We start from the raw sequence: 25,703 nt of genomic DNA, 5'->3' as shown, positions 1-25,703 counted from the left end.
CCGTGAACACCGCCGATAATCGCGAGGTTCTCCAAAAGCTCATTGGTGATGATTACCGCCTGCAATGGGTCATTGGCCACGGTGGCATGTCCACGGTATGGCTGGCGGATGACGCTACCCATGACCGCGAGGTAGCCATCAAGGTCTTGCGCCCCGAGTTCAGCGATAACTCCGAGTTTCTCTCCCGCTTCCGCGCCGAGGCGCAGGCTGCGGAATCCATCGACTCTGACAACGTGGTCCGCACGTATGACTACCGCGAGGTTCAGGACCCGGCCGGACACGCCTTCTGTTTCATGGCATTGGAATATGTCCGCGGCGAGTCGCTGGCGGACCTGCTGGCCCGTGAGGGTCAGCTGACGGAAGACCTCGCGCTGGACGTCATGGAGCAGGCCGCCCATGGTTTGTCGATCATCCACCGCATGGGCCTGGTTCACCGTGACATCAAGCCGGGCAACCTGCTGATTACGCAAAGCGGCCAGGTCAAGATCACGGACTTTGGCATCGCCAAGGCCGCGGCCGCGGTGCCGCTGACCCGCACCGGCATGGTGGTGGGCACCGCCCAATACGTCTCCCCGGAGCAGGCCCAGGGCCTGCGGGTAACCCCGGCCTCTGACGTGTACTCCCTGGGCGTGGTGGGGTACGAGATGCTCGCCGGGAAGCGGCCATTTACCGGGGATTCCTCCGTGTCCGTGGCGTTGGCCCACATCAGTAAGGAGGCGGAGCCCCTGTCCACCGAGGTCTCCGCGCCCGCCCGCGAGCTCATCGGCTTTACCCTGCGCAAGGATCCCGCAACGCGTTTTGCCGACGGCAACGAGCTGGCCAACGCCGTCTCCGCCGTCCGGCTGGGCCAACGCGCGCCACAGCCTAAGTCCGCGGCCTTGGCCGCACCCGCGCCCGAGCCCTCCCCCTCCGCATCCACCGAGATGCTGGGCAGTGTCACCCATCCGGCCACCGCTCACCCGGCCGCGCCCATTCCCCAAGGCGCGCCCGGCTGGGGTGGGGCGGCCGCCGGGTTTGAGGTGGCCCAGCGGGCCGCGCAGGGGCCCCAAGCGCGGGCAAAGGCCCAGAAAGAATCCGGCGGGGCCGGCCGCTCCTTCGGCCTGGGCCTGCTCATCGCCGTATCCGTGATCGCCCTTCTCGCCGCCGGGTTCTACGCGGCGACCAGGTTCTTGGGTACTGACTCCGGTTCCCCGGAATCCACCGCACCGTCGGTGGTGACGGAGTGGGTGGAGACTACGCCGGAGGAAACCTCGGAGGAAGTGGCGCCCACCACCACCGTGGAAACCGTGACGGAGGCACCCTCTACCACCGAGGTGGAAACGTCCGTGGTGACCACCACCCCAGAGGAGGAAACCTCCACGCCCGGGCCTGCGCCAAGCACCCGCCGGCCGCAGCCCACCGCGCCCGGGCAAACCCAGGCGCCGCAGCCAACAACGCCTGCGGATGTGCCTGAACCAACCCAGGAAGTAAACTCTCCAGAAGACCCTACGGGCGGGCAGGATTCCAACCCACCCTTCGAACAACCAGGTGACCAAGGAGGTGCCTAAAGCCAGATGAACATCAATGACCGTTACAGCCTCGCTGAGGTAATCGGTTCAGGCGGCATGTCTGAGGTTTACGCTGCTAAAGACACCCTCCTCGGCCGCGACGTTGCGCTGAAGATGCTCCGCCCGGAGATGGCCCGTGACGTAAACTTCCGCGAGCGCTTCCGCCGCGAGGCGCAAAACTCCGGCAGGCTCAACCACCCCAATATCGTGGCCGTCTTCGATACCGGCGAGGCGGACGTGGATGGATTGTCCATCCCGTACATCGTGATGGAGCGCGTGCATGGCCGCACGCTCCGGGACATTGTTCGCGAAGATGGCGCGCTGCCCGCCGCCGAGGCCGCGGAGATCCTCCAGCCCGTGTGTGACGCCCTCCAGGCCTCCCACGAGGCGGGCATCATCCACCGCGACGTCAAACCCGCAAACATCATGCTGACCAACACGGGCCAGGTCAAGGTCATGGACTTTGGCATCGCCCGCGCCCTGGATGATTCCACCTCAGCCATGACGCAGACGTCCGCCGTAATTGGCACGGCCCAATACCTTTCCCCGGAGCAGGCACGCGGCAAGGCTGCGGACGCCCGCTCTGATGTCTACGCCTTGGGCTGCGTATTGTACGAGGCCATCACTGGCACCACTCCGTTCGAGGGTGAAACCCCTTTCGCGGTTGCCTACCAGCACGTTCAGGAAGACCCGGTGCCGCCGTCCGAGCGCATCACGGATGATTCCCTGGCACCGACCCAGCGCCTCAACATTGACGCCGTGGTGCTCACCGCCATGGCCAAGCACCCGGCGGACCGCTACCAGTCCGCGTATGAGATGGGTGAGGACCTAGCGCGCCTCGCCCGCGGCGCGGTGACCGAGGCCGCCCGCAGCCATGTCACCCCCGCAGGCGATCCTGAGCATCACGATGCCTACCCGGCCACCACCACGCTGCCGCCGCAGTCAACCACGGCATTGCCCCCGCAGGCATCCGCGGCCGCTGCCGGTGGCGCCGCCGCTGCCGCCGGTGCTGCCGTAGCGGGTGCCGGCGCTAACGGAGGCGCGCAAGTCGCTGCCGGCACCCCTTCCGGCGGCGCCCACCGCGCACCTGTTCAATCCACCCGCCCCGGCGGCGATGATGACGATGAGGCACGCCCGTGGCTGAAGGCCCTGGCGACACTGTTGGCGATCCTGCTCATAGGCATGGTGGCGTATTTCACCTGGGACTTCTTCGGCTCCGGCAATTTCGGCAACGGGGACGGGGCCTCCCAGGGTCAATCGGCCATCACCATCCCCGAGGTGGAGGGCCGCGACCGGGGCGAGGTAGTAGCCGAGCTTGAAAAGATGGGCCTTTTGGTGACCGTCAACCAGGAAGCCAGCCCGGACGTGCCGCGCAATGAGGTCATCCGCATCAATCCCGCGCCCGGCTCCCAGCTGCAGCGCGGTTCCAACGTGACCTTGACCGTGTCCTCCGGCCGTGAGATCACCGATGTCCCGGATGTCACCGGCATGAGCGTCCAGGACGCCGCCGATGCGCTGGAGGAGGCCGGCCTTGAGCTGGATCCTGACTACGCGGAATCCGAATCTGACACGGTGCCCGAGGGCCAGGTCATTTCCCAGAACCCGCCCGGCGGCGCACAGCTGTCTAAGGGTTCCGTTATCCGCGTGACCGTGTCCTCCGGCCGCGAACAGGTCACCGTCCCATCCCTGGTGGGCCTAGACTTCGACCAGGCGCGGGAGACCCTTGAGGCCGTGGGGCTAGAGGCCCGCCCCGAGTGGGTTGATTCCACCGAGCCGGAGGGCCGCGTCGTGACCGCGTCCGACGAGGGCCAGCAATTGGACTCCGGTTCCACCGTCAGCGTGCAGATCTCCAACGGGATGCTGTTCGTGGCCCCCGACCTGCTCAAGCAGACCGAGGCGGGCGCGCTCTCCGCGCTGCAGGAGGCCGGCTGGAGTGGCAACGCCTCCAACCTAATTGTCGGTGAACCGGTACCCACCGGCGCGGTAGTGGACAACGGCCGCATCGGCTGGGCCTCCGTCAACCCCGGGGATACGGTCCGCAAGGACCAAAATATTGACATCCGCCTCTGGGAGTTTGACCTTGGCACCTTCGCCAATAACGCAACCGGCGTGACGGACATTGCCCCCTAAGCCCCTAAACGCCCTTAGGCTTTGGGCTTTTCAGCATCTGACTTGAGTGAATATCCCGGTCAGCTGGTAGAGTTGGCCGGGATATCCGTATTTTTCTAAGAAGGTAAGTGACATGCCAAAAGCAAAGATCACACAGGGCTCTGCTGTTCCGCAGTCCACAACCTCCGCGGCGAACCGCACCCCGGTCAAGATCAACTCGGAAGGCACCCCGAAGTGGTACATCGTCATCATGCTCGGCCTGATGATTCTGGGCCTGGCATGGATCGTGGTGAACTACCTGGCCGGTGAGTCCATCCCGTTCATGGCCGAACTGGGCGCATGGAACTACGGCATCGGCTTCGGCCTAGCCATCATCGGCCTGATGATGACCATGGGCTGGCGCTAACCCCCAAAAGCGCCTCAGCCGCCCGGCAGATCCCCGCGATCCGCCGGGCGGCTTTTTCTATGCCCTGCCGCCGCGGGCGGCGGCACGGGTGGAGTAGAAAACTCTGCCGGGCTAGGCGTGGATGGATTCGGCTGCCGGCGCCTTGCCAGCCGCTCGCTTGTCGGAGCGGGTCTGCAGCAGCGGCGCGATCCCCCACAAAACGATGCCGAGGGCGACCCAGGCGCTCAGCGTCCAAAAACCCTGGCCGCCGCCGTTTCCGTCGAAATAAGCCACCGCTCGCACGAGTGAGCCGGCGGCACCCGGAGGCAGCAGCTGGCCCACGGCTGCCACCGCGCCCGGCAGCCACACCGATGACGTGGCGATGCCCGCGAACGGGTTGCCCACGAACATCATGCTGGCCGCCGCGATGGTAAATCCCTTGGAACCAAAGGCCTCGTACAGGCCGGACAGGGGCACGGCCAGGGCGGCGATGCCCAGCGCCATGGCGCCGGCCACGGGCCACAGCACGCCCTCGGTGGAGCCAAAGAGTTCCTGCAGAACCAGTGAAACAATGAACCCGCCAACGAGGGAGAAGATCACAATGCCTCCCAGGATCCAGCTGCGGTGCCCGGCCAGCAGGGCGCGGAACGCCACCACCGGCACGATTCCGCCGAAGACCAGTGGAAACGCCAGTCCACCGATGCCGGTGCCGGTTTTATCGGCGGCCGGAAGGGCCACCACATCGTCCACCACCGGCTCAAGCTGAGCCTGTGCCGCAACCTCCTGCCCCATCTGGGTCAGGGTCCCGGAGACCGCCGTGGACCCTGCGGACGCCACAGCCACGCGCAGCTCACCCGCGCGGGAGTAATCAAAGCCGCCCATAACCTCACGGGTGTGGATGGCCTCATCCAGCGCCGCCGCGGAATCATAACCGGTGACCACGTAGCCCTCAGGGTCGGAAGCGTTAAGCACCGCTTCCGTCCTGGCAACCGCATCCTGGCCCACCACGCCAACCGGCAGCTCGTGCGGGCCGGATTTGAGGGAAGGCATGATAAACAGCAGCAGCATGCCCACCAGGATGGCGCCCAGGCCAATGTTGAGCGCCAGCAGGCGGACGAGCTTTTTCTTCTTAGGCGTGAATTCGTGGATCGGTTCGGTGCCCTGTTTACGGGATTCGGACATAAGCAGCGGGCCTTTCGGGGGCTATTCGGAATTACCGGAGGATTATTCTCCGCTTACGGTTGTGGAGGATTTTCCTCCGCGATAGGATGGATGTCAATTTCGCCGAACCCACAAACCGCAACAGGAAGCACCCATGCGCGCAGACGCCCTCCAACGCCGCAACCGCATTCTCCTCACCGCCCGCCGCCTCTTCGCGGCGCACGGGCCGAACGTAGCCCTCGAGCAGGTCGCCGAGGCCAGCGAGGTAGGCATCGCGACGCTGTACCGCAACTTCTCCACACGTGAGGAACTCATCTATGAAGTCCTCCACCACGTCATCTCAGACCTAGACACCGCTACCCAGCGAGCGCTGCAGCTGGCCCCTTCCGCGGAGAACTGGACTCAGTACCTGAGCGAGCTGACCAACCTGGACCTGGGCGCGTTTACGGGCGCGCTGGATCCGCGAGAGATCCGCTCCGATATCGCCACCGCACAGGCCGCCAGCCTTCGCCAGCTCACGGGGCTGGTTGAAAGCTACGTTGCCGCCGGCGTCATTCACGATGGGGTGAGCGCATCCAACCTCATGGTTTCAATCGGCATCGCCACCCGCCCGCAGCCACAGGCGGTGACGCGCATCGCCCCGGACGCCCCCACGCAGCTGGTTGACGCCTACATCACGTGGACGTTGGCATAGCGCGCGCCTTAATTCAACAATCCCCAGCCCGGTTAACAAAGTTATCCACAGGCTGGGGATAATTTTGTGAGATTCTTCTATTCACACTTTCTTTCACAGCCTGTGGATAACTTTCTACACCGGTTTTCTACCTGCGAAAATATTCGAACTTTCCCGCCCCAACTGGGCAAATAACGTTCGAATCCGCCCACAAATTCGAGAATTACAAGAATGTAGTTATCCACAATGTGGATAACTCCTGTGGACTAAAACAAAACACATGTTCGCGTGGATAACCGCGGCGTGTTATTCACACTCGGGCGAACTAAAGGGTGCTATAGGCGCCCGGGGGCAGCGCCCACCACACCGCTACGACGGACAAAGCGCAACAAGAGATGGTCCCCCACCACCGCGCGCGCGGGTTCCTGAGTGTCACAGCGAAGACCATTACCGCGCCCGCGAAAACGCCGCCCAGGTGACCCCACAGGGACACGTCCGGCTGGATGAAGGAATAGACCACGTTCGCCGCAAGCAGCGTTAATGGGGATGTGAGATTCAGCCCGCGGGCCTTAAACACCCCCACGAGCAGGATCATCAGCGCGAAGAGCACTCCCGAAGCGCCCGCCGTGGGCACTAGGAAGTTCATGGCTAAGACCGCTGCCGCCGATCCCAACACGCCGGTGGCATACGCAATCGCGAACAACCCCGACCCCAGGGCGCGCTCCACCTCGGGGCCGATGAACAACAACATGGCCATGTTGACCAGCAGATGCCCCAGCCCGATGTGGATAAACGAGGATGTCACCACCTGGTACCAGCTCCCGTTGAAGACATCCGGCCCCCATAGCGTCCACTCGCGCGCCAGTTCGGAGCCGTAATAGTTGTCATAGAAGCTGCCGGACTGGAGCGCGGTGGCTATCCACAGCACCAGGCACGCGGCAATCATGGCAAACGTCACCGGCGCCTGGCGGGTGTTGATCTTCAGCCAGTTCACGGGTTCCTCCTCGCAGGGATGCTCGAACATAGGCCCCCGAGTCTCGCCCGCGCCCGTTTCTTTATTCCGCGAGGCCTCGAGCTTTTCCCGGGGCATCTTAAGAGTCTATATGCATCCCTTCCCTGTACCCCGCACTAATCGGCGGTCCGTCCCACCGGGCGGCATCGCCGCGGAAAGCCTCCGCGGCCTGGTATCCAAGAGGGTGTAAAACACGCAAAGACCGCCCACACTTCCACAGTGCGGGCGGTCTTGCGGTTCGGGGCCAGAGGCCCCGCATGCATTAAGCGATGGTGATGGACTCAATCACTACGTCCTCGTGAGGACGGTCCATGCGGTCCGTGGCCACCTTGGCAATCTTGGACACAACCTCCTGGGAGGCTGGGTCGGTGACCTCACCGAAGATGGTGTGGTGATTGTTCAGGTGTGGGGTTGGAGCCACGGTGATGAAGAACTGGGAGCCGTTGGTGCCTGGGCCGGCATTAGCCATGGCCAGCAGGAATGGACGGTCGAAACGCAGTTCTGGGTGGAACTCGTCCTGGAACTGGTAGCCAGGGCCGCCACGGCCGGTGCCGGTTGGGTCGCCGCCCTGAATCATGAAGTTATCGATGATGCGGTGGAAGATTGCGCCATCGTAGAAAGGTCCGGTGGACTCGCCCTTAGCGTTCTGGGACGCGTAGTCCTTCTCACCCTTGGCCAAGCCAACAAAGTTCTCAACAGTCACGGGGGCATGGTTACCGAAGAGATCGATAACAATGTCACCGTGGTTGGTGTGCATCGTTGCAGTTGCGGTCTTTTGAGTCATGAGTGCCATTGTAAAGAAAACCGCCCGCCCGTGCCCGCTAGCGCACGCGCCGAGCCCCCAAAAGCGGCACGCTCATAGCGATCATCAACCTCGATACCCGTGGTTATGCCGGGCGCGGCGAATGCGCTGCACGGCACCGCACGGACCAATCAACCCACGGGATTGGTCCGGGTCGATTCCGTTCTTTAGTGATTTCGTGCTTTGGTGCTGACTTAGCCCCGAACCCCGCATTAGATCGGAAAATCGGCCGGGCGTTTGCCGTCAATCGGGCACAATGGGCTCATGATTACGGCAAAGGCAGTCCTGTTCGATCTCGATGGCACGCTCACGGACCACGAGCGGGCCATGGCCCAGGCCCTGGACGAATGGTGCGTGGAGCTTGGCATGCCAACGGGGCAGCACCAGCGTTTCCGTGACATCGAGCTGAAATGGTTTCACCGCTTTGAGCGCGGGGAGATTTCCCACCAGGACCAGCGCATCGGCCGCACCCGTGAGTTCACCGGGCGCACCTCAATATCGGACGCCGCCGCCACGGAACTCTTCGCCGATTACCTCGCCGCCTACGAAAAGCACTGGCAGGCGTACCCGGACGCGGTGGCGTGCGTGCAGCGCGCGCTCGACGCGGGCCTTAAGGTGGGAATCCTGACCAACGGCCGGGCGGACATGCAGGCGGGCAAGATGCGGGCCGGCGGCGTGGACTTGCCGGGCGTGGAGCTGTTCGCCACGGTGGACATGGGCACCCCGAAGCCGCAGCCCGGCGCGTACCACCGGGCGTGCGCGGCGCTGGGCGTGGACCCGGCGGACACCGTGATGATCGGCGATAACTGGCCCAATGACGTGGCCGGCGCGCGGGCGGCGGGCCTTCGCGCGGTCTACATCCCGCGCGATAACCTCCAGGATCCTGCCACTCCCCCATCTGCGGCCGCGGAGGCAATCTCCTCCCTCGATGAGCTCACCTTCCGGCTCGGCTAGACCGTTCGCCACCTGTCAACGCGTACCTTTCACTGCGCACCTTGCGTTTCGCGCGTGAGATTTGTTCGCCGCGGGCTAGTTAAACTCGGAGACTTTCCCGGAGCCGCCGAAGAGCCACGAGGCCACGATAGCGCCCGGGTCAGCCACGCCCTTGGAGCGTTCGCCGAGGTAGGAGGCGCGGCCCTTCCTCGCGTCGAGCTCGCGGGTCTCAAGCGCGCCGGCGTGGGCGGCCTCGTGGATGGCCGCGAGGGAATCGCCCAGCGGGGCGGACGCATCGAGTTCGGCGGCCCTCTCGGCGGCCGGGATGAGCGCGTCGAGGACGGTGCGGTCACCGCGCTTGGCGCCGCCGAGTTCGGCGATGGCCTCGACCGCGGATTTCAACGCGGCGGCGAACTCGCCGGTCGAGGACCCATTGTCCAGTCCCGCGGCCAGCTCGTTGAAGAGCACGCCGTAGACCGCGCCGGAGGTGCCGCCGGCCAGGACGAGCATGCGCTGGGCGAGCCCGCGCAGGACGTCCGAGTCGCCGCCGCGGAGCGGGAGCTGGACGGAGCCGAAGGCGGCCTCCATGTTCTGGCCAAAGTCGCCGTCGCCGGCCCGGCGGTCTAGTTCGGTCAGCTCATCGAAGGCGGGCTGCAGGCGCTCGAGGAATGCGGTGAGCCACGCGTTGTCCTCGCCCCCTTTCGGAAGGCGGTCCTCGAAGGTGACCTCGGCCGGCTTGGTGTCCTTGGTCCCGGCCAGGGTGTGGGGCCAGGCGGGCGCGGCGGTGGGGGCGTCGAACAAGGCGAGCATCTCGTCATCCACCTTGGTCAGCGTGATGGACGCGCCGTGCATGTTCACCGAGGTAACATACGTGCCCACCATGGAGCGCGCCACCGTAATGCCCTTGGCGGCCAGGTACTTATTGGCCTCGCCGAACAGGAGAGAAAGCTCAAGCGGGGTGGCGCCGCCCAGGCCGTTGACCAGGCAGATGACCCGGTCACCCTTGGTGAAGGAGCCTTTGTCGATGATGGTGCCCAAAAGGTCCTCCACGATGTCCGCGGCGGACTCGATGTCCTTGTTATCCACGCCGGGCTCGCCGTGGATGCCCACGCCCACCTCCATCTGGCCGGGATCCAGGTCGAAGGTCTCGCGGCCGGTGGTGGGCAGGAATCCGGCGCCTAGGGCCACGGACATGGAACGGGACGCCTCGGCGGTGCGGGTGGCGATGTCAGCCACGGCATCGAGGTCATCGCCGCGCTTGGCGGCGGCGCCGGCGATCTTTTCCACGATGATGGTGGCGCCGGTCCCGCGGCGGCCCGGGCCGTCCTCGTCCCCCTTGTCCGTGGCCACGTCATCGGCCACGAGGACCTCGCGGGTGTCTACGCCCTCGGCGTACCTGCGGGCCACGGTGAAGTTCATGACGTCACCGGTGTAGTTCTTCACGATGTGCACCACGCCCCTGCCCTGATCGGCCCACTTGGTGGCCTCCGTTACCTGCACGGCGTTGGGCGAGGTAAACAGCAACCCGGGGCACACCGCCGCAAGCATGCCCTGGCCGAGGAAGCCGGCGTGCATCGGCTCATGCCCGGAGCCGCCGCCTGAGACTAACGCCACGGCCGGTTGACCGTCCTGCGTTTCGATGGCGCTGTCTAACCCAATAAAGCCCGCGTCATGCCACGTGGCGTCCGGGTGGGAGGCAATGAATCCGGACAGGGCCTCCGGAAGGAATGCGTCCGCGTCGTTGCGGAAGGACTTGTGCTGTGCGGTGCTTTTGGTATCGCTGTGTGACATGGGCCCCACTGTACAGAGATTTGGGCCGGCCCCGGACGCGCGCAGCGATGAGGCAGGGCGGACCGATCACCGGACCGGGTTGGGCGGCGAAGATGTGAAAAGGCCGCCGAGCAGGAGGACTCGGCGGCCAATTCGGCACGTAAAGGTTTGGGGGCCGGGCGGCCCGGCGCGCGGTTAGAGCTCCGCGACCACCCGGTTACGGGCCTCAACCATGTTGCGCAGGGACTCTTCGGTCTCCGCGTAACCGCGGGTCTTCAGGCCGCAATCGGGGTTGATCCACAGGCGCTCGGCCGGCACGTTCTTGAGCGCGGCGCGGATGAGCTCCTCCATTTCCTCAACGGATGGCACGCGTGGGGAGTGGATATCGTAAATGCCCGGGCCAATCTCGGAGTGGAACTTCTCATCGATATCCTCGAGCAGCTCCATGCGGGAGCGCGCGGCCTCGATGGAGGTCACGTCCGCGTCCAGGCCGGCCACGGCGTCGATGATCTGGCCAAACTCGGAGTAACACAGGTGGGTATGGATCTGGGTCTCTGGCTTGGCGTCCAGGGACACCAGGCGGAAGGCGCGCACGGCCCAGTCCAGGTATGCCTTGCGGTCCTCCTCGCGCAGCGGGAGGAGTTCGCGCAGGGCCGGCTCGTCGATTTGGATGATGTCAATGCCGGCTTCCTCCAGGTCGCGCACCTCGTCCGCGAGGGCCACGCCAATCTGATCGGCGGAGACGGACTGGTGTACGTCGTCGCGGATGAAGGACCACGCCAGGATGGTGACCGGGCCGGTGAGCATGCCCTTGACGTGCTTGTCGGACAGGGATTGCGCGTACTTGGCCCACTCCACGGTCATTGGCTCCGGACGGGAGACGTCACCCACAACGATTGGTGGGCGAGTGCAGCGGGAGCCGTAAGACTGTACCCAGCCGTTCTCCGTGACCACGAAGCCGTCAAGCAGCTCGGCGAAGTACTGGACCATGTCATTGCGCTCCGGCTCGCCGTGCACCAGGACGTCGAGGCCGAGGTTTTCCTGCAGCTCGATGACGGACTTGACCTCAGCCTTGAGCGCCTCGTTGTACTGCTCATCGGTGAGCCCGCCGTTGCGGTGGGAGGCCCGCGCCTGGCGGATCTCCTGGGTCTGCGGGAAGGAGCCGATGGTGGTGGTCGGCAGCTGCGGCAGGCCCAGGGCCTCCTGGGCCGCGTTCCGCTCCGCGAACGCGGGCTCGCGCTTGACCTCGCCCTCGGGCAGGGCGGCGACGCGGGACTGAACGGCGTCATTGTGGGTGCGCTTGGACTCGGTGCGGGTGCGCACGGCGCGATCAGCGCGTGAGAAGGCTTGCGCATTCTCGGACTCGCCGCCGGCCAGAGCGATGACCTCGGTGACCTTCTCGTTGGCGAAGGAGAACCAGTTGGCTACGTCGACCGGCAGCTTGGTTTCGGCCTCTACCGTGTGGGGAACGTGCTGCAGGGATACGGAGGTGGAAACGGAAACCCCGCCCTCACGCTCCGCGAAACCTTCGTAAAGCTTTCGCAATTTGCGCAAGTCCGCGGCCCAGACGTTGCGGCCGTCGATGATTCCGGCGACCAGGTGGGTCTCGGCGGGGACGGTCTCACGGACGCGATCGGCGTAACCCTCGTCCAGGGCCAGGGTGCCCACGGACAGATCCACCTGCAGCGCCTCCGGCTTGAGCGCCGCGATGGCGTCCAGGCCCTTGCGCGCGGAGCCGTATGGGGTGGTCAGGTACACCTGCGGGCGCTTTTCCGCGCCAAGGATGGTGGTGTACGCCTTGGTCAGCGCCTCGGCGATGGCCGCGTCGTTGGCGACGGTAAGGTCCGCGACGGTGGCCGGCTCGGCGAGCTGGATCCACTCCACGCCGGCGTCGGCCAGGGCCTCGAGCACCGTGACGTAGGAGGCTACCAGGTCATCGAGGCGGTCCAGCGGCGCGCCGGTTGCCCCCTCCGCCTGCTTGGACAGGGCCAGCACGGTCACTGGGCCCACCAGGTATGGGCGCACCTTATGCCCTGCCGCCTTGGCCTCTTCGACCAGCTTGATAACGCGCTGCGGGCGGGCGACAAACGCCTGGTCGTCGGCGATTTCCGGGACAATGTAGTGGTAGTTGGTGTCAAACCACTTGGTCATCTCCAGCGGCGCGCGGTCCTTATTGCCGCGGGCCAGCGCAAACTCCTCGTCGAGGGAGACCTCGGCCGCGTCCCCACCAACGGCGCCCACGGTCAGGGCCGTCTCCAGCACCTGGTCGTAGTAGGCCACGTCGGCCGGGATGGCGTAATCCTCATCCAGACCCAGGTCACGCAGGCGGGCGTAGGTGTCAACGCGCAGCGCGTGGGTGGCGGAGGCGAAGCTCTCCGCGTCGATGCGGCCGTGCCAATAAGATTCCAGGGCCTTCTTCAGCTCGCGGTTGGCCCCCACGCGCGGGTAGCCTTCGATGGTGGCCTGTGGAAAGGCGGCGGTAAATTGAGTCATTGTTGTTTCTCCTACATGTGAATTATTCGTTTAAACGCGCGGCGCGATGCCGATACGGTCCAGCAGATCCCGGGTCACATCCGCACTGTTGTGCGTGTAGATGTGTAAGGACCGGGCCCCGCCGGCCAGCACGGTTTGGGCCAGCTTGGCGGTGAGCTGCATGCCAATTTCCTTTTCCTCCTCCGGCGTCCGCGCCGCCTCCAGCCGTCCGACGACGCTCTCCGGGACGTCCAGCCCCGAAAGCTGCCCCATCCGCTTGAGCCTCGCGGCCGAGGTCACGGGCATGATCCCGGGGATGAGTGGAATCTTCACGCCGGCCAGGCGGGCCTGGGCAGCGAACTTGAGGTAGTCACCGGCGTCGAAGAACAGCTGGGTGATGGCGAAGTTCGCGCCCACGCGCTGCTTGGCGAGGAGCACGTCCAGGTCCTCATCGAAGTTGGCGGACTCCACGTGGCCGTTGGGGTAGCACGCCACGCCCACTGCCAGGGAACCGGCGGCGAAGCGCTCCGCCTGACCGGCTTCAAGCCCGCGGATGAGGCGGACCAGCTCATCGGCGTGCTGGAGGTGAGTCTCCGGCAGGCCGCGCACGCCCTCCGGGAGATCGCCGCGCAGGGCCAAAAGGCCGCGCACGCCGGCGTCCACCAGGCGGTTAATGTCATCGGCCAGCTCTTGGCGCGTGCCGGCGGTGCAGGCCAGGTGCGCCAGCGGGCGCATAGAGGTGGTGCGGGAGATGAGCTCGATGAACTTGGTGGTTCCCTCCAGCCAACCGGAGCGGCGGGATGAGGTCACCGCTATGTAGTCCGGGCGGTAGGACTCGAGGGTCTCTAGCAGGGCCGCAACCTTTGCCTCGTCCGCGTCGTGGCGCGGCGGGATGACCTCGAAGGACAGGGCGGTGCGGTGCGCGCCCTCCAGGTCCGGCTGCTGGAGGCCCCCGAATCCTGGGGCGCCGTCCTCGACCGCATCCAATGGGAATGAGGCAGAAACTCGTGGTGCCATGGTGGCCTCCTTTCTTGGAAATCTGCGGGCTGTCCCGGGACAAGCCCGGGATAGGCTCGGTGTTAGCCCGGCGCGTTGGAGAAAAACGTACCAAGCTGTCCACTTTTCCAAGAAGGGATCGCCCAATGGTGATACCATTACACTCCCATACCCTGCGAAATGGCCGAAAACCGGCATGAATATAAATTCTCCGCATCTATACAAAGCGGTCTAGTTTTGGACTTGTCCGCCGGCGGGGAGGTCACAAAACGGTCTCCATACCTAAGGACCGCGGCCAGACTATGGCGGGAATCCGCGCGCGTCACTAGGCTTGATAAAGACAATCGTTTCACCTTTAAGGAGCACGACTATGAGCCTCTCCACTCTCTCTACGGCATTGACCGTTGGTAAGTCCGCCTGGAAAAAGTTCAGCGACTTCCGCGATGAGAAGGCCCGCGAGGCCTACACCGCCTTGGAAGACGCGGCTAAAAACGTAGATAACGCCACCCAGGACTGGTTCCCGGAGTCCCGCAAGCAGGCCGGTTTTGTTACGCAGGCCGCCCACTCCCGCCTGGAGCGCGCGCTGGAGGATCTCAACTCCCGCCGCCAGGACGTCACCGCGGCGGCAGTCTCTAAGGCCGAAGAGCTGTCCTCTGACTCCAAGAAGGCGGCAAAGAAGAACCGCAAGAAGCTCAACAAGAAGGCCTCCAAGGCCGCACAGCGCGCGGAGAAGAAGGTGGCCAAGGCTACCGGCAAGAAGCGCGGCTGTTTTAGCAAGTTCTTCCTCTTTGCCCTGGTATCCGCCATCATCGGCGCCGTCTTCTACGCGCTGCGCGGCAAGGATGCCCCATCCACCAAACCGCCTCGCGTCGAGGAGCACTCCGGTGACGCCGATAAGGCCGCCGCCTCCACCCTGGTGTACTCCTCCACCACTGACTCCGCTGCCGGCTCCGCCGGCGAGCCAGAGAAGAAGGGATCCGACCTGGTCGAAGAGGGCGTCAAGGAGCGCGACGAGGAGCTTTTGGGCTCCATCGATGCACAGCTTGCAGAGCTGGACGCCGAGTCCGAGGAGCCCGCTGAGGAATCCACCGAGGAGTCCGCAGAGGAGCCCGCTGAAGAAACCGGCGCTTCCGCTGAAGAAGCGGCCGAAGAGATAGCGGCCGACCCGGCGGACGCCGCCGAGGCCGAGGGCGACGAGCGCGGCGAGGAGGCTGACAAGGCCACCGCTGCCACCGCCGGCGCTGCGGCTAACGCGGACACCTCCCGCGTCACCGATGACCACGAAAATGAGGGCAAGCACCGCCTGGCCTCGAATGGCCCAACCCCCAACCTGATGCCTGAGACCCTCGCGGAGACCGTGGAGCCTGAGGACTCCAACGACTCCAAGTAGGTCCCCGGGGGTGTTCTCCCCCACCTTTGACCGTTTATCCCACCCACATTGCCTGCAGGGGGCGTGGGTGGGATATTCTCATTTGATACATAAGTCAATTGATAGATAAGGAGCAAGCCACCATATGACTGCAGCAACCTTGACGGTGAAACTTCGCAACGGTCAGACCCTGTACTTCACCGCGGGCCCGGTCATTGGCGATGCTGCTCATCGGGTGGATCTGCTGCGCGAGGCGATTGAGAACGATTCCCTTTTCACCTCCGTTGACTTGGATGGCACGGAGCACAGCTTCCAGGGCAGCGAGGTTGCCCACTACGCGCTGGTCTAGCCGGCCCCACTGCGCCCCACGCACCCAGACCGCCCATACTCCCAGTGAGTGTGGGCGGTCTCTTTTATGATGGTTTAATGGCCACCACCGATCAGACCAGTAGGCGCTACCGACGCATGCCCACCTGGGCGTGGTACGCGCCGGAAGAAGCACCGGCACCGCCGCAACCCCCGCTCACGGACCGAGTGGCGTGGTCGCGGCCCTTCACGGCCACGTGGCAGCTGCTTACCCATGGCCGCGTGGGCGTGGGCAACCTCCTGCTGTGGTGCGTTATCAACGCGCCGCTTGGCGCGGTGAGCGCCGCAGTGATTGGCTGGACCACGGAGCGGGTGTTTAACACCCCAACCCTGGGCGCGCTGGCCGTTCCGGTCGCCGCGCTCGTTGGTCTCCTCCTCGTGCAGTTCATTTCGGAGGTCACCGCGGACGGCTTTACGGACATGTCCCAGGCCCGCACCACGCACTCGCTGCGCCTGGGCCTGCTGGATAGGCTTGTGGGCGCACGCACCCACGGGATTGCCCCGGGCCAGATCCTGAACACGATGGATGAGGATTCCCACTTCATCGGCGAGCTCAAGCAGATCTTCAATTTCCCCGTGATGATGGTGGGCTACCTGATAAGCTCCGCGATCACCATCATGCCCATGTCCATATTCGTGGGCGCGATGACGCTGCTCGGCGCCGCGGTGGTCACGGCGGTGAGCTTTGCAACGGCGCGGCCGTTGACGAAGGCGGCGTCGGAAAGAAGGGCCACCGCGTCTGCGACCCTGGCGCTCGCCACGGACGTGGCCCAGGGAAACCGCGTGGTCAAGGGCCTGGGCGCGGGAGCCATTGTGCGCGAACGCTTCGCCGAATCCTCCGCCCTCACCCTGGCGGCCTCCCTGCGGGAGACCAAGTGGATCGTGGCCATGGCCATCATCCGGCAGACCACGCCGGCGCTGTGGGCGTTCGGCCTGGTGGCCTACGCGGTGTGGCAGACGGGCGCGGGGGCCTTATCCACCGGCCAGCTGATGTCCATAGTCTTCCTGGTGCCGCCGGCGCTTAATGTGCTGGGCTATTCCCTGTCCTTCCTCACGGAGCGCTGGGCGCGCGGCAGGGCCTCAGTGGAGCGCATCGGTGACCTGGTGGACCGGCTGGCCGCCGGGGAGGATGGGGCCACGGGCGCCCCGATGCCGCTCAACCCAGGCCTGACCGTGCTGGTTCCCACCTCCGCCGAGGGCCGGGCGGAGATTGCCCGGCGCGTGTCAGCCTTCAGGGCCCACGGCGCGCTGTGCCCGCCGCACCGCGTGGACGTGCTGGAGGGCACGCTGGCGGACAACCTGAACCCGCTGGGGGAGGTATCCCCGCAGCAGCTGGACCGCGCGCTGCACGCCGCGGCGTGCGAGGACATTGTGCGCCGTCTCGGCGGCGGTAGCGGCGCGGACCTGCCGGAATCCCCCATCGGCGAGGCCGGGCTTAACCTCTCCGGCGGCCAGCGCCAGCGCATCGCCCTGGCCCGCGCCCTTGCCGCCGACCCCGAAGTCCTAGTGCTGGACGAACCCACCACGGGCCTGGATTCCATCACGCTGGGAACCGTGGCAACCCGCACCGCGCGCCTGCGCCGCGGCCGCACTACCGTAATCGTCTCCTCCGCGCCCGCCTGGGCCGCCGTGGCCGATGAGGTGGTGGAACTATGAGCCCTAACCCACACCACGCGCCCACCCGTGGCGCGGACGCGCTAGCCCCCGCCAGCGCCGGGGACATCTGGCGCACCCTGATGAGCCTGCCTTCCGCACCCGGCAAGGGATTCTTTGCCGCGGTGGCCGGCGCGCTGACCGTGACGGTGGCGTTTAATACCCTGGGTTCCACGGTATTGGGCCGGGTGGTAGACATTGTGGGCGGGATGACCGTGCCGGTCTTTGGCTCCGGTGACGCCGCGCTGAAGGCGGCCCTAGCGTTTTTGCTCTTCGCCTTCGTGGCGGACGCGGTGGGCCCGCGCGTGGCCAATTACTTCCTAGACACCCAGACCCGCCGGTGGGCGGTGGATCTTCGCGCCAAGGCGCTGGACACCGTGCTGGCCGCGCCCGTGCCCGCGGTCATGGAGTTGGGCACGGGCAACGTGATCACGCGCATGTCCAAGGACATTGATACGCCGGTGACGATTATGAGCATGATTGGCGCCCGCCTTTTCATGACGCTGTTTATGATCCCCATATCAGCGGCCATGATGGCGCTGATCCACCCCGCCTACCTGCTCATCTTCGCATTGGCCGGGCTGCTGGTGGTGCCCCAGATTAAACGCACTCTCCAAGACCTGCCGCCGGTGGCGAACATGGTCAGCTCCGTGGAGGCGAAACGCAACACGGTGCTGCTAGATACCATCCGCTCCATGGAGACCCTGCGCCAGTTCAAGCTGGGCGCGTGGGCGCACGCGCGCATGGAGCGCCATTCCTGGAACACGGTGCAGGCGTGGGCGGATAAAACCCCCGTCATCGCGCGCATTGTGGGCCAGGGCCAGCTGGTTTATGGCGTGCTTCTGATCGGCGCGTTGGCCCTGTCCGTCCCCATGATCCAGGCGGGCTGGGTCACCCCGGGGCAGGCCTCCGCGGCGGTGCTTTTGGTGGTGCGCCTCGAGATCCACGTGTTTAACCTGCTCATGTTTGGCGGCGATATCCAGCACGCACTGACCTCCTTGGGCCGCGCGGTGGCGCTAACGCAGCTTGCCACCGATACCGCCGAAGAGGCCCCCGACCTTCGCCAGCGCCAGCCGGACGTGGTGATTGAGGATCTAGGCTACTGCTACCCCGGCGGCGCCGAGGTACTCCACGGCATCGATCTGACCCTGGCCGGCGGCACCACCACCGCGCTGGTGGGCACCTCCGGTGCGGGCAAGTCCACGTTGGCTTCCCTGGTGGCGGGGCTGCAGTACCCCACCCGCGGGCGCATCCTGGTGGGCGGGGTGGATACCGCCACTGTGCCCAACACCTGGGTCACCCGCCACGTTGCGCTGGTCACCCAGGAGGTGCACCTCTTTAGCGGCACGCTGCGCGATGACTTGCTGCTGGCCGCCCCCGGCTCCAACGATCCACAGCTGCATGCGGCCCTGGCCGCCGTGGGCCTGACCCCGGAATCCGCCACGTGGCAGCGGTGGCTGCCGGACGGCCTGGACACGCTCATCGGCGCGGGCCATGAGGATATCGGCGCGGATGTGGCGCAGCAGATTTCCCTGGCCCGCATGGTCCTGCGCCAGCCGCCGGTGCTCATCATGGATGAGGCAACCTCGGAGGCCGGTTCCGAACACGCCGATACCCTCGACTCCGCCGCCCGCGCCGTGGCCCGCGGCCGCACCTCGTTGGTGGTGGCGCACCGCCTGGACCAGGCCCGCGAGGCGGACCGGATCATCGTCATGGAGCAGGGCCAGATTGTGGAGGACGGTGACCACGCCGGGCTGATGGCGGCGGGCGGGCGCTACGCCCGCGCCTATGCGCAGTGGGAGAAGGGGCAGACGGCCTAGCCCGGCGCTAATCCAGCGCTAATCCGCCAGCGCGCGCAGTTCGTCGAGCACCTGCGGGTCAACGTCGAAGGAATCCGGCTGGCGAGAACCCTCGGCCGGGCGGGAGCTGCCCGGCGCGCGCACGCCCATGCCGGTCATGCGCTGCAGGTAGGCGGAGATGCGTGAGGTAAAGGCCGCGCGGGCGGATTCTGGGTCGGCTTCGGCGCCGCCGGCTACCGCGGCGGGATCAATGGCGAAGAGGAAAAAGCCAATGCCCGTGTTCTCCGGGCCGGAATCGAACGGCGGGGCGTCCACGGCGAAGCGTGCGCCAGACAGCGTGGCAAGAAACTCCACCATGAAGGCAATATTGGCGCCCTTGTATCCGCCGGACGGCAGGAGGGCGCCGTCACGCGCGGCTGCGGCATCCGTGGTGGGGCGCCCCTGGGCGTCCACGGCCCAGCCCTCCGGGATGGATTCGCCCCTATCGGCGGCCTGGCGGAGCCTGACGAAGGCCGTGTTGCTCGCCGCCTGGTCCACGGTCACCACTCCCTTGGAATGCGGGATGGAATACGCCAGCGGGTTGGTGCCCAAGACCTTGGGCTGGTTCTGGCCGGGGGCCATCAAAGCGTTGGAATTGACGCAGGCAAACGCGACGAGGCCCTCGGACGCAAGGCGCTCCGTGTACCAGGCCAGCTGCCCGCCGGCCAGGGCGTTATGCTGGCTCATCATCGCCATCCCCTGGCTGCGCACGCCGTCCACGAAGCCCTGGAACGCCCGGTCGAAGCCCAGATGCTGCGGGCCCTGGTCCGCGTCAATGACCCACACGCCCGGCGCGGTGCGGGTCACGGTGGGTGCGGGCTTAGGATTGCAACGCCCGTCGCGAATGGCGTCCACGTAGTCCTTCAGGTGCGCGTATCCCACCGGGGTCTTGCCCCGCGCTTCCGCAAAGTCCGCCGCGTCCACGAGCACGCGGGCCAATTCCTCCGATGCACCCTGGCGCACCATCGCGCCGCTGGCCAGTTCCTTGAGCTCAATGCGAGAAATGCGTGTCATGGCCGTCCATTGTGGCAGCGGAATCGGAAGTTTTAAAGAGCTGGCCCGCAGCCCACCCTCAGACGTAGGCTAGGCGGCATGCCTGAACACACTTTTGAGCTTCGCCGCGCCACCGAATCTGACCGCACATACATTGCCCGTTTGAACTTCCTCACGGAGGTCTACGGCGACGAATCGAAGCCGCTGCCCCCAGAGGCTAGTAACTGGTTCCCGTACTACGTGGACAAGTGGACGCCGGAGGGCGGCGCCATCATCGCCTGGGACGGCATCAATCCGGCCGGTGGGGTGTGGCTTAATTGGGGCACCGAGGCGGAGCACGGCTTCGGCCATGTGGAAGAGGGCATCCCGGAACTCGCCATCGCCGTGGAGGGGCGGTACAAGGGCCAGGGTTTGGGCACCGAATTGCTGGAAGCCGCGGCGCAGCTGGCCCGTGAGCTGGGCGCGCCCGGCATCTCCTTGTCCGTGGCGCATGACAATCCGCGCGCGGCCCGCCTGTATCGCCATGTGGGTTTCGTGGACGTGGATGAGCATTCGGAGCATTACGTGTTGGTCAAGCGTTTCTAAACGCCGGTTAACGGGAATGTGAACTCTTACCCCAGCGGTTGCCGAAGCTCCCCGGCCGGGTTACAAATCCTTGCGAGATCAATATCCCTTCCGGATTCCGCAGGACTTTCCAAGGAGTTACATGTCTTTTTCCAGCCGCCGCCACCGCCGGTCCCGCACTCCCCTGGCCATCGTGACGGCCCTGGGCACCGCCGCTACCTTCACCCCGGCAGCATTCGCACAGACCGGCGAGCAGGTCACGTTCTCGGTGACGAACTTCACTGACCTCCACGGCCACTTGGAGACCCAGATAGGCGGCGAGGAGCCAGCCGCCGCCGGCACGGAGATGGGCGCCGCCCACCTCGCGGCGCTGATCAAGAAGGTCAACGAGGGCCAGGAGTACAACCTGACCACCTCCGGCGATAATGTTGGCGGTTCCGCATTCGTCTCCGCTTTGTCCGAGGATCAGTACACCCTCGACGCCCTGAACGCGATGGGGGTTGACGCTTCCGCCGTCGGCAACCACGAATTCGATAAGGGCTTCGCGGACATAACTGACCGCATCCAGCGCGCCTCTGCCTACCCCATCCTGGGCGCCAACGTGTTCCACACGGACGGCACCCCGGCGCTTCCCGCATCCCACGTCGAGGACATTGATGGCGTCAAGGTTGGCTACGTGGGCGCCGTGACCTCCCAGACCGTGCAGAAGGTGTCCCCCTCGGCGCTCGAGGGCATCCAAATCACCGACCCGGTTGAGGCCACCAACGCCGAGGCTTCCCGCCTCAAGGAATCCGGCGAGGCCGACGTGGTCATCGCCCTCTTCCACGAGGATGCCGCCGACTTCGCCCAGCAGTTCAACGCGGACGTCGATATCCTCTTCGGCGGCGATTCCCACGCCAAGTCCGCCGGCACCGTCGAGCGCCAGGACGCACTCCCGCTGCACTGGGCGCAGGGCTGGGAGTACGGCAAGCTGCTCAACGACGCGGATATCACCTATGACCTTGACGCGGACCGGCTCGTTGACGTGAAGATCACCCAGTACGATGCCACGGCCGCGGAGTCCCTGACCCCGGATCCGGCGGTGGAGGCCATCGTCTCCCAGGCGCAGGCTGAGGCCGCCGAGCTGGGCCAGCAGGTTGTGGCAACCCTGGAGCACCCGCTGACCCGCGGTTCCGATGAGGGCGCCAAATCCGGCTCCAACCGCGGTGTTGAGTCAACGGCAAATAACTACATCGCGGAGTCCGCGCGCTGGGCCATGTCCGCCCAGATTGGCCAGGAGGTTGACCTGGGCATGATGAACGCCGGTGGCGTGCGCGCGGACATCCCCGCGGGGGACGTGACCTATGAGCAGGTTTTAACCGCGCAGCCTTTCGGCAACAACATTGGCTACACCACGCTGACCGGCGCGGACATCATCGAGGCCCTGGAGGCGCAGTGGCAGCCCGGCGCCGAGCGCACGCGCCTGGCCCTGGGCCTGTCCCCCAGCGTCTCCTATGCCTTTGACCCGTCCGCGGAGCAGGGTTCACGCATCATCTCGGCCACCATCAACGGCGAGCCAATAGACCCGGACCGGGAGTACACCGTGGCCGCATCCACCTTCCTGCTCGAGGGCGGCGATGGCTTTACGTCCCTGGCTAACGGCACCATGACGGACGTTGGCCTGCTGGACGTCACCGCGCTGGTGGACTACATGGCGTCCGAGGATTCCGCCCTACCCACCGCCCAGACCGCCGTGGGCGTCCAGGCCCCGAAGGAGGTCACCGCTGGCGAGAAGGTCACCGTTTCGCTGAGCTCGCTGAATTACACCTCCGAGGGCGAACCGATGGCCACCACCGCCGCCGTGGCGCTGGGATCGGCAACCGGGGAGGCCGCCATCGATAACGCCGCTCAGGAGGGCGACGAGCAGCTCAACCACCGCGGCCGCGCCACCGTAGAGCTCACCGTCCCTAAGGCTCTCGAGGGTGAGCAGGAGTTCGTCATCACCACGGACCAGGGAACGAAGGTCACCGTCCCGGTCACCGTGCTCCCCGCCTCCGGCGCCACGCCCGACGCCCCCTCCTCCAGCTCCGGTTCTGACTCCGAATCTGACTCCGGCTCCTCCGCCGGTGCCGCGGTAGGCATCGCGGCCGCCATCGCCGCGGTCATCGCGCTGGTCATATCCTTCTCCGGCAACCTGCCCGCCCCGCTGCGTGACGCGCTGGAGCAGCTCAAGGCCGCGGCTAACCTCTAGGGACCGCTACAGGCGCGGGTCGCGCATCCTCGTTAGCAACACGCTCGCTGCCGCTGGGAATATCACCAGCGGCAGCAGCGCTTTTAACAGTCCAAAATTGTCCGCCACCGCGCCCACCACCGGGGAGGCCACGCCGCCGGCGGACACCGCCAGGCCGAGGGTCACGCCCGCCGCGGTGCCCATGTTATTGGGCAGGTAATCCTGGCCCAGGGAGACCTGCAGGCTAAACGGCACAAAGAACAGCAGGGAGGCCAGCGCCACGAAGAAGAGCGCTAGCGGGCCGGGGACCAACAGCATGGCGATGAAGACGGGGATGAGCGCCGCGTAGGCCGCCTGGACCACCGCGATGCGGGAGAACCTCCGGGCCAGGGTTCCGCCCATCAGGGTTCCAATCGCGCCGCCGATGTAGAAGATAAACAGCGCGGCCTGCGCCCAGAAAGAACTCAGGCCCCGCTCCTGCTGCATGTAGACCACGATGAAGCTGGCGGTGGCCACAAAGATTATGGAGCGGGCGATGACCACGGCCACGAGCTTGGCAAACCCGCGCCAATCGTCCGTATCCATGGGGCCGCGGCGGCGGCTCGCCGGCCGCCAATTCGGGCCAAGGATCCGGTCCACCATCACAAGGCTCACAAGGCCAGCAACGGCCGGAAGCCCCAGCAGCCAGGCCCAATCCAGGCCCAGGATCCCCACGGTCACGCCCACGTAGAGCGGGGCCACCGCGAAACCGAGGTTGCCACCCAGCGAGAACCATGACAGCACCACATCATCGTCGCCGGCGATGTGGCGGGCCTTCTTGGCGGCGTCGGGATGAAATGCGGCGACGCCAACGCCGCTGATGGCGGCGAAAATGCCGGTAATGAATAACGAATCCGTCAACACAAAAAGTCCCATGCCGAGCCCCGCCAGCGCCACGGCCGCGGGAACAATGCCGGGGATGCGGAAACGGTCACCCATCACGCCAAAGAGCGGCTGGATGATGGATGAGGCGAGCGAGCTGGCCAGCACCACCGCGGCGGCCGCGGCATAACTGTAATTTCGCTCCGCCACGAAGATGGGCACCAGCGCGGGCAGCGCTCCCTGGTAGAAATCCACGGTGATGTGAGTGAACGCCAGGAAGCGCTGGGCCCTGCGGGAGGTTCGATTTTGCCTGTTCATGTCAGCCACGGACTACACACTACCGCGCGAAGAATGCAACATGCGTCACATCTTTCACTTTAATTCACTATTTTCACCGTGTCGCTCGTTGCTTCCGGGCCCCAACCGCTAAAGATATACGTGTGAAATTCCACCGCTTGCCCCTATCCGCCGCCGCCATCCTCACCGCCACGGCGCTGAGCCTGACCCCGGCCGCGGCCGCGCCGAACTTGGGCTCCAGCGCAGTACAGCACGCCGTAACTAGCGCCGCCAAAGACGCCTACTCCGCCCTCCCCCGCGAAATCAAGGATAATCCCGTGATAAAGGGTCACGCGCAAAACCTGGGGTTAGTGGATAAACCCGCACCCCGGACCGCGCCCCGGCGCGCGCGGGATTGCGGCAACTGCGTGGCGCTGACCTTTGATGATGGACCCGCGGCCCCCACCAACCGCCTGCTGGGCATCCTGAAGGACAAAAAGGCCACGGCCTCCTTCTTCGTCACCGCGCCCAATGCCCGGAAGATGCCCAAGACGCTCCAGCGCATGACGGGCCATGGCCACACCGTGGGCAATCACGGCGCGACCCACTCGGAGATGACCGCGCTGAGCGCGGACCGGGTGCGCGGGGAAATCCGCGAGACCAACGATGCGGTTGAATCCGCCACCGGCACGCGCCCCCACTGGATGCGCCCACCGTATGGCGCAATGAATGACACGGTGACCGGCATCGCCCGCGACGAAGGCATGGCCATCGCATTCTGGCAGGTAGACACCCTGGACTGGCAACACAGGGATCCCCAGCGCACCTGCCGGGTCGCCGTGGACCAGGCTGCGGCCGGACACATCATCTTGATGCATGACATCCACTCCACCACAGTGGACGCCGCGGAATGCATAGTTGACGGCCTTAGGGCCAAGGGGCTCGAGCCCGTGAGCCTGGACCACATGATCCCCGCGGCCACCCCGGGCCGGGTCTACAGCCACCGGTAGGCCGGGGAGGGCGCAAGGATGCAACAATCCCGTTCGATCTCTGCGAATTCCGCCCGTCTAGGGCACGGATCGAACGGGATTGTTGCGTTTTGCCGGGCAGGCGTTCCGCAGTCCAGCACGAAACGGCGGGAATCACACGCGCAAGCATGGTTTTGCCTAGATTGAAGGGCATGACCGAACCACACTTCCTTGATCACAAAGCGGCCGTTGAATACCTGCTGCATGCCCCCGTCACGGCTGAGGAAGAGTCAGCCGCCGCCAAGCTGAACATCGGCCCGCGGACCGCGCGCGCCTCCCGCTGGATCGAAGATGCCATGAACCATCTTCGCTCAGAGAATAAGCGCCTGGCGGGCTTTAACGGCGTGATCAACCTGACAGCATCCGCCATCCTGCGTGAGCAGGGCCTGCGCGGCAAACTCCCTACCCGTGTAGGCGTGCTGCGCCGCTGGGAGGACCTGGACCGCATGCCGGTGCTGATCGGCGAAATCCTGCGTGGCGTTGCGGAACTTAGTGGTGAACCGGCCCCCGAAACCGGCCCGGAGACCTACTGGGAGAAGTAGCGGCCCGGGAAATCCTTGGCCCTCTGTGGCGACGCGGCAGCTACTGAGAAGTTGACCGCGGCTCTATCAGGCTTTCCCTTGCCCTATGAGCCATATGCTTCCAGCCCCCGTCCCGGTAACTGCTCGAGTCACGGGCGGGGGCTG

General features: G+C 65.6%; 21 protein-coding genes. 13 read left to right on the top strand and 8 right to left on the bottom strand.

Going from position 1 to position 25,703, the window contains the following annotated elements; all coding sequences use genetic code 11:
- Window positions 1-2: 2 nt before the first annotated feature.
- The 3 genes from CENDO_RS00190 to crgA all read left to right on the top strand — a co-directional run bounded on the left by CENDO_RS00190 (window position 3) and on the right by crgA (window position 4,062).
- On the top strand, window positions 3-1,547 hold the full coding sequence (locus tag CENDO_RS00190) for a serine/threonine-protein kinase (protein WP_136140242.1): 1,545 nt from the start codon (window positions 3-5) through the stop codon (window positions 1,545-1,547).
- 6 nt (window positions 1,548-1,553) lie between these two features.
- Entirely contained in the window at window positions 1,554-3,677 is a 2,124-nt protein-coding gene (gene pknB, locus CENDO_RS00185) for a Stk1 family PASTA domain-containing Ser/Thr kinase (RefSeq protein ID WP_136140241.1), read from the top strand.
- Between the two features lie 112 nt (window positions 3,678-3,789).
- Window positions 3,790-4,062, top strand: a complete 273-nt coding sequence (crgA, locus tag CENDO_RS00180; protein ID WP_136140240.1) for a cell division protein CrgA — start codon at window positions 3,790-3,792, stop codon at window positions 4,060-4,062.
- A 111-nt stretch (window positions 4,063-4,173) separates the two neighbouring features.
- Here the strand turns inward: crgA and CENDO_RS00175 are convergent, their stop codons facing one another.
- The gene (locus CENDO_RS00175; RefSeq protein WP_136140239.1) at window positions 4,174-5,223 is read right to left on the bottom strand and encodes an ABC transporter permease; all 1,050 of its coding nucleotides are present in this window, start codon (window positions 5,221-5,223) and stop codon (window positions 4,174-4,176) included.
- 133 nt (window positions 5,224-5,356) lie between these two features.
- On the opposite strand from CENDO_RS00175, the gene CENDO_RS00170 reads away from it, so the two are divergent.
- A complete protein-coding gene (locus tag CENDO_RS00170; RefSeq protein ID WP_136140238.1) occupies window positions 5,357-5,896 on the top strand; it encodes a TetR/AcrR family transcriptional regulator in 540 nt (179 codons plus the stop codon).
- A 304-nt stretch (window positions 5,897-6,200) separates the two neighbouring features.
- On the opposite strand, the gene CENDO_RS00165 is transcribed toward CENDO_RS00170, so the two are convergent.
- Both CENDO_RS00165 and CENDO_RS00160 read right to left on the bottom strand, forming a co-directional pair.
- The gene (locus tag CENDO_RS00165; protein ID WP_136140237.1) at window positions 6,201-6,965 is read right to left on the bottom strand and encodes a rhomboid family intramembrane serine protease; all 765 of its coding nucleotides are present in this window, start codon (window positions 6,963-6,965) and stop codon (window positions 6,201-6,203) included.
- Window positions 6,966-7,149: 184 nt separating this feature from the next.
- Window positions 7,150-7,680: a peptidylprolyl isomerase gene (locus CENDO_RS00160; RefSeq protein WP_136140236.1), complete on the bottom strand. Its 531-nt coding sequence runs from the start codon at window positions 7,678-7,680 to the stop codon at window positions 7,150-7,152.
- A 273-nt stretch (window positions 7,681-7,953) separates the two neighbouring features.
- Here CENDO_RS00160 and CENDO_RS00155 point away from each other — a divergent pair, with 273 nt between their 5' ends.
- On the top strand, window positions 7,954-8,643 hold the full coding sequence (locus CENDO_RS00155; RefSeq protein WP_136140235.1) for an HAD family hydrolase: 690 nt from the start codon (window positions 7,954-7,956) through the stop codon (window positions 8,641-8,643).
- Window positions 8,644-8,718: 75 nt separating this feature from the next.
- Here the strand turns inward: CENDO_RS00155 and CENDO_RS00150 are convergent, their stop codons facing one another.
- The 3 genes from CENDO_RS00150 to CENDO_RS00140 all read right to left on the bottom strand — a co-directional run bounded on the left by CENDO_RS00150 (window position 8,719) and on the right by CENDO_RS00140 (window position 13,881).
- Window positions 8,719-10,413 (bottom strand): dihydroxyacetone kinase family protein, encoded by a 1,695-nt coding sequence (locus tag CENDO_RS00150; RefSeq protein WP_136140234.1) that lies wholly within the window; start codon window positions 10,411-10,413, stop codon window positions 8,719-8,721.
- A gap of 174 nt (window positions 10,414-10,587) precedes the next feature.
- The gene (metE, locus tag CENDO_RS00145; RefSeq protein ID WP_136140233.1) at window positions 10,588-12,885 is read right to left on the bottom strand and encodes a 5-methyltetrahydropteroyltriglutamate--homocysteine S-methyltransferase; all 2,298 of its coding nucleotides are present in this window, start codon (window positions 12,883-12,885) and stop codon (window positions 10,588-10,590) included.
- A 30-nt stretch (window positions 12,886-12,915) separates the two neighbouring features.
- Window positions 12,916-13,881, bottom strand: a complete 966-nt coding sequence (locus CENDO_RS00140) for a methylenetetrahydrofolate reductase (RefSeq protein WP_136140232.1) — start codon at window positions 13,879-13,881, stop codon at window positions 12,916-12,918.
- 349 nt (window positions 13,882-14,230) lie between these two features.
- On the opposite strand from CENDO_RS00140, the gene CENDO_RS00135 reads away from it, so the two are divergent.
- The 4 genes from CENDO_RS00135 (at window position 14,231) to CENDO_RS00120 (ending at window position 19,068) form a co-directional block, all read left to right on the top strand.
- Window positions 14,231-15,250: a hypothetical protein gene (locus CENDO_RS00135; RefSeq protein ID WP_210726542.1), complete on the top strand. Its 1,020-nt coding sequence runs from the start codon at window positions 14,231-14,233 to the stop codon at window positions 15,248-15,250.
- Window positions 15,251-15,374: 124 nt separating this feature from the next.
- The gene (locus CENDO_RS00130) at window positions 15,375-15,578 is read left to right on the top strand and encodes a hypothetical protein (RefSeq protein ID WP_136140231.1); all 204 of its coding nucleotides are present in this window, start codon (window positions 15,375-15,377) and stop codon (window positions 15,576-15,578) included.
- Between the two features lie 77 nt (window positions 15,579-15,655).
- Entirely contained in the window at window positions 15,656-17,251 is a 1,596-nt protein-coding gene (locus tag CENDO_RS00125) for an ATP-binding cassette domain-containing protein (protein ID WP_246014306.1), read from the top strand.
- The gene (locus CENDO_RS00120) at window positions 17,248-19,068 is read left to right on the top strand and encodes an ABC transporter ATP-binding protein (RefSeq protein WP_136140230.1); all 1,821 of its coding nucleotides are present in this window, start codon (window positions 17,248-17,250) and stop codon (window positions 19,066-19,068) included. Before CENDO_RS00125 ends, CENDO_RS00120 begins: the two co-directional genes overlap by 4 nt.
- A gap of 18 nt (window positions 19,069-19,086) precedes the next feature.
- Here the strand turns inward: CENDO_RS00120 and CENDO_RS00115 are convergent, their stop codons facing one another.
- Window positions 19,087-20,100: an Ldh family oxidoreductase gene (locus CENDO_RS00115; protein WP_136140229.1), complete on the bottom strand. Its 1,014-nt coding sequence runs from the start codon at window positions 20,098-20,100 to the stop codon at window positions 19,087-19,089.
- A gap of 78 nt (window positions 20,101-20,178) precedes the next feature.
- Between CENDO_RS00115 and CENDO_RS00110 the strand changes: the two genes are divergently transcribed.
- Both CENDO_RS00110 and CENDO_RS00105 read left to right on the top strand, forming a co-directional pair.
- On the top strand, window positions 20,179-20,664 hold the full coding sequence (locus tag CENDO_RS00110; RefSeq protein ID WP_136140228.1) for a GNAT family N-acetyltransferase: 486 nt from the start codon (window positions 20,179-20,181) through the stop codon (window positions 20,662-20,664).
- 121 nt (window positions 20,665-20,785) lie between these two features.
- Window positions 20,786-22,873 (top strand): bifunctional metallophosphatase/5'-nucleotidase, encoded by a 2,088-nt coding sequence (locus CENDO_RS00105; RefSeq protein WP_136140227.1) that lies wholly within the window; start codon window positions 20,786-20,788, stop codon window positions 22,871-22,873.
- A 6-nt stretch (window positions 22,874-22,879) separates the two neighbouring features.
- On the opposite strand, the gene CENDO_RS00100 is transcribed toward CENDO_RS00105, so the two are convergent.
- The gene (locus CENDO_RS00100) at window positions 22,880-24,031 is read right to left on the bottom strand and encodes an MFS transporter (RefSeq protein WP_246014477.1); all 1,152 of its coding nucleotides are present in this window, start codon (window positions 24,029-24,031) and stop codon (window positions 22,880-22,882) included.
- A 122-nt stretch (window positions 24,032-24,153) separates the two neighbouring features.
- On the opposite strand from CENDO_RS00100, the gene CENDO_RS00095 reads away from it, so the two are divergent.
- Window positions 24,154-24,999: a polysaccharide deacetylase family protein gene (locus CENDO_RS00095; protein WP_136140225.1), complete on the top strand. Its 846-nt coding sequence runs from the start codon at window positions 24,154-24,156 to the stop codon at window positions 24,997-24,999.
- 170 nt (window positions 25,000-25,169) lie between these two features.
- Window positions 25,170-25,559 carry a hypothetical protein gene (locus CENDO_RS00090; protein WP_136140224.1) on the top strand — a complete coding sequence of 130 codons (390 nt, stop codon included), beginning with the start codon at window positions 25,170-25,172 and terminating at the stop codon, window positions 25,557-25,559.
- Window positions 25,560-25,703 lie beyond the last annotated feature (144 nt).

This window comes from Corynebacterium endometrii (assembly GCF_004795735.1).
Taxonomy (GTDB): domain Bacteria; phylum Actinomycetota; class Actinomycetes; order Mycobacteriales; family Mycobacteriaceae; genus Corynebacterium; species Corynebacterium endometrii.
This window is presented reverse-complemented; position numbering and strand designations above follow the sequence as displayed.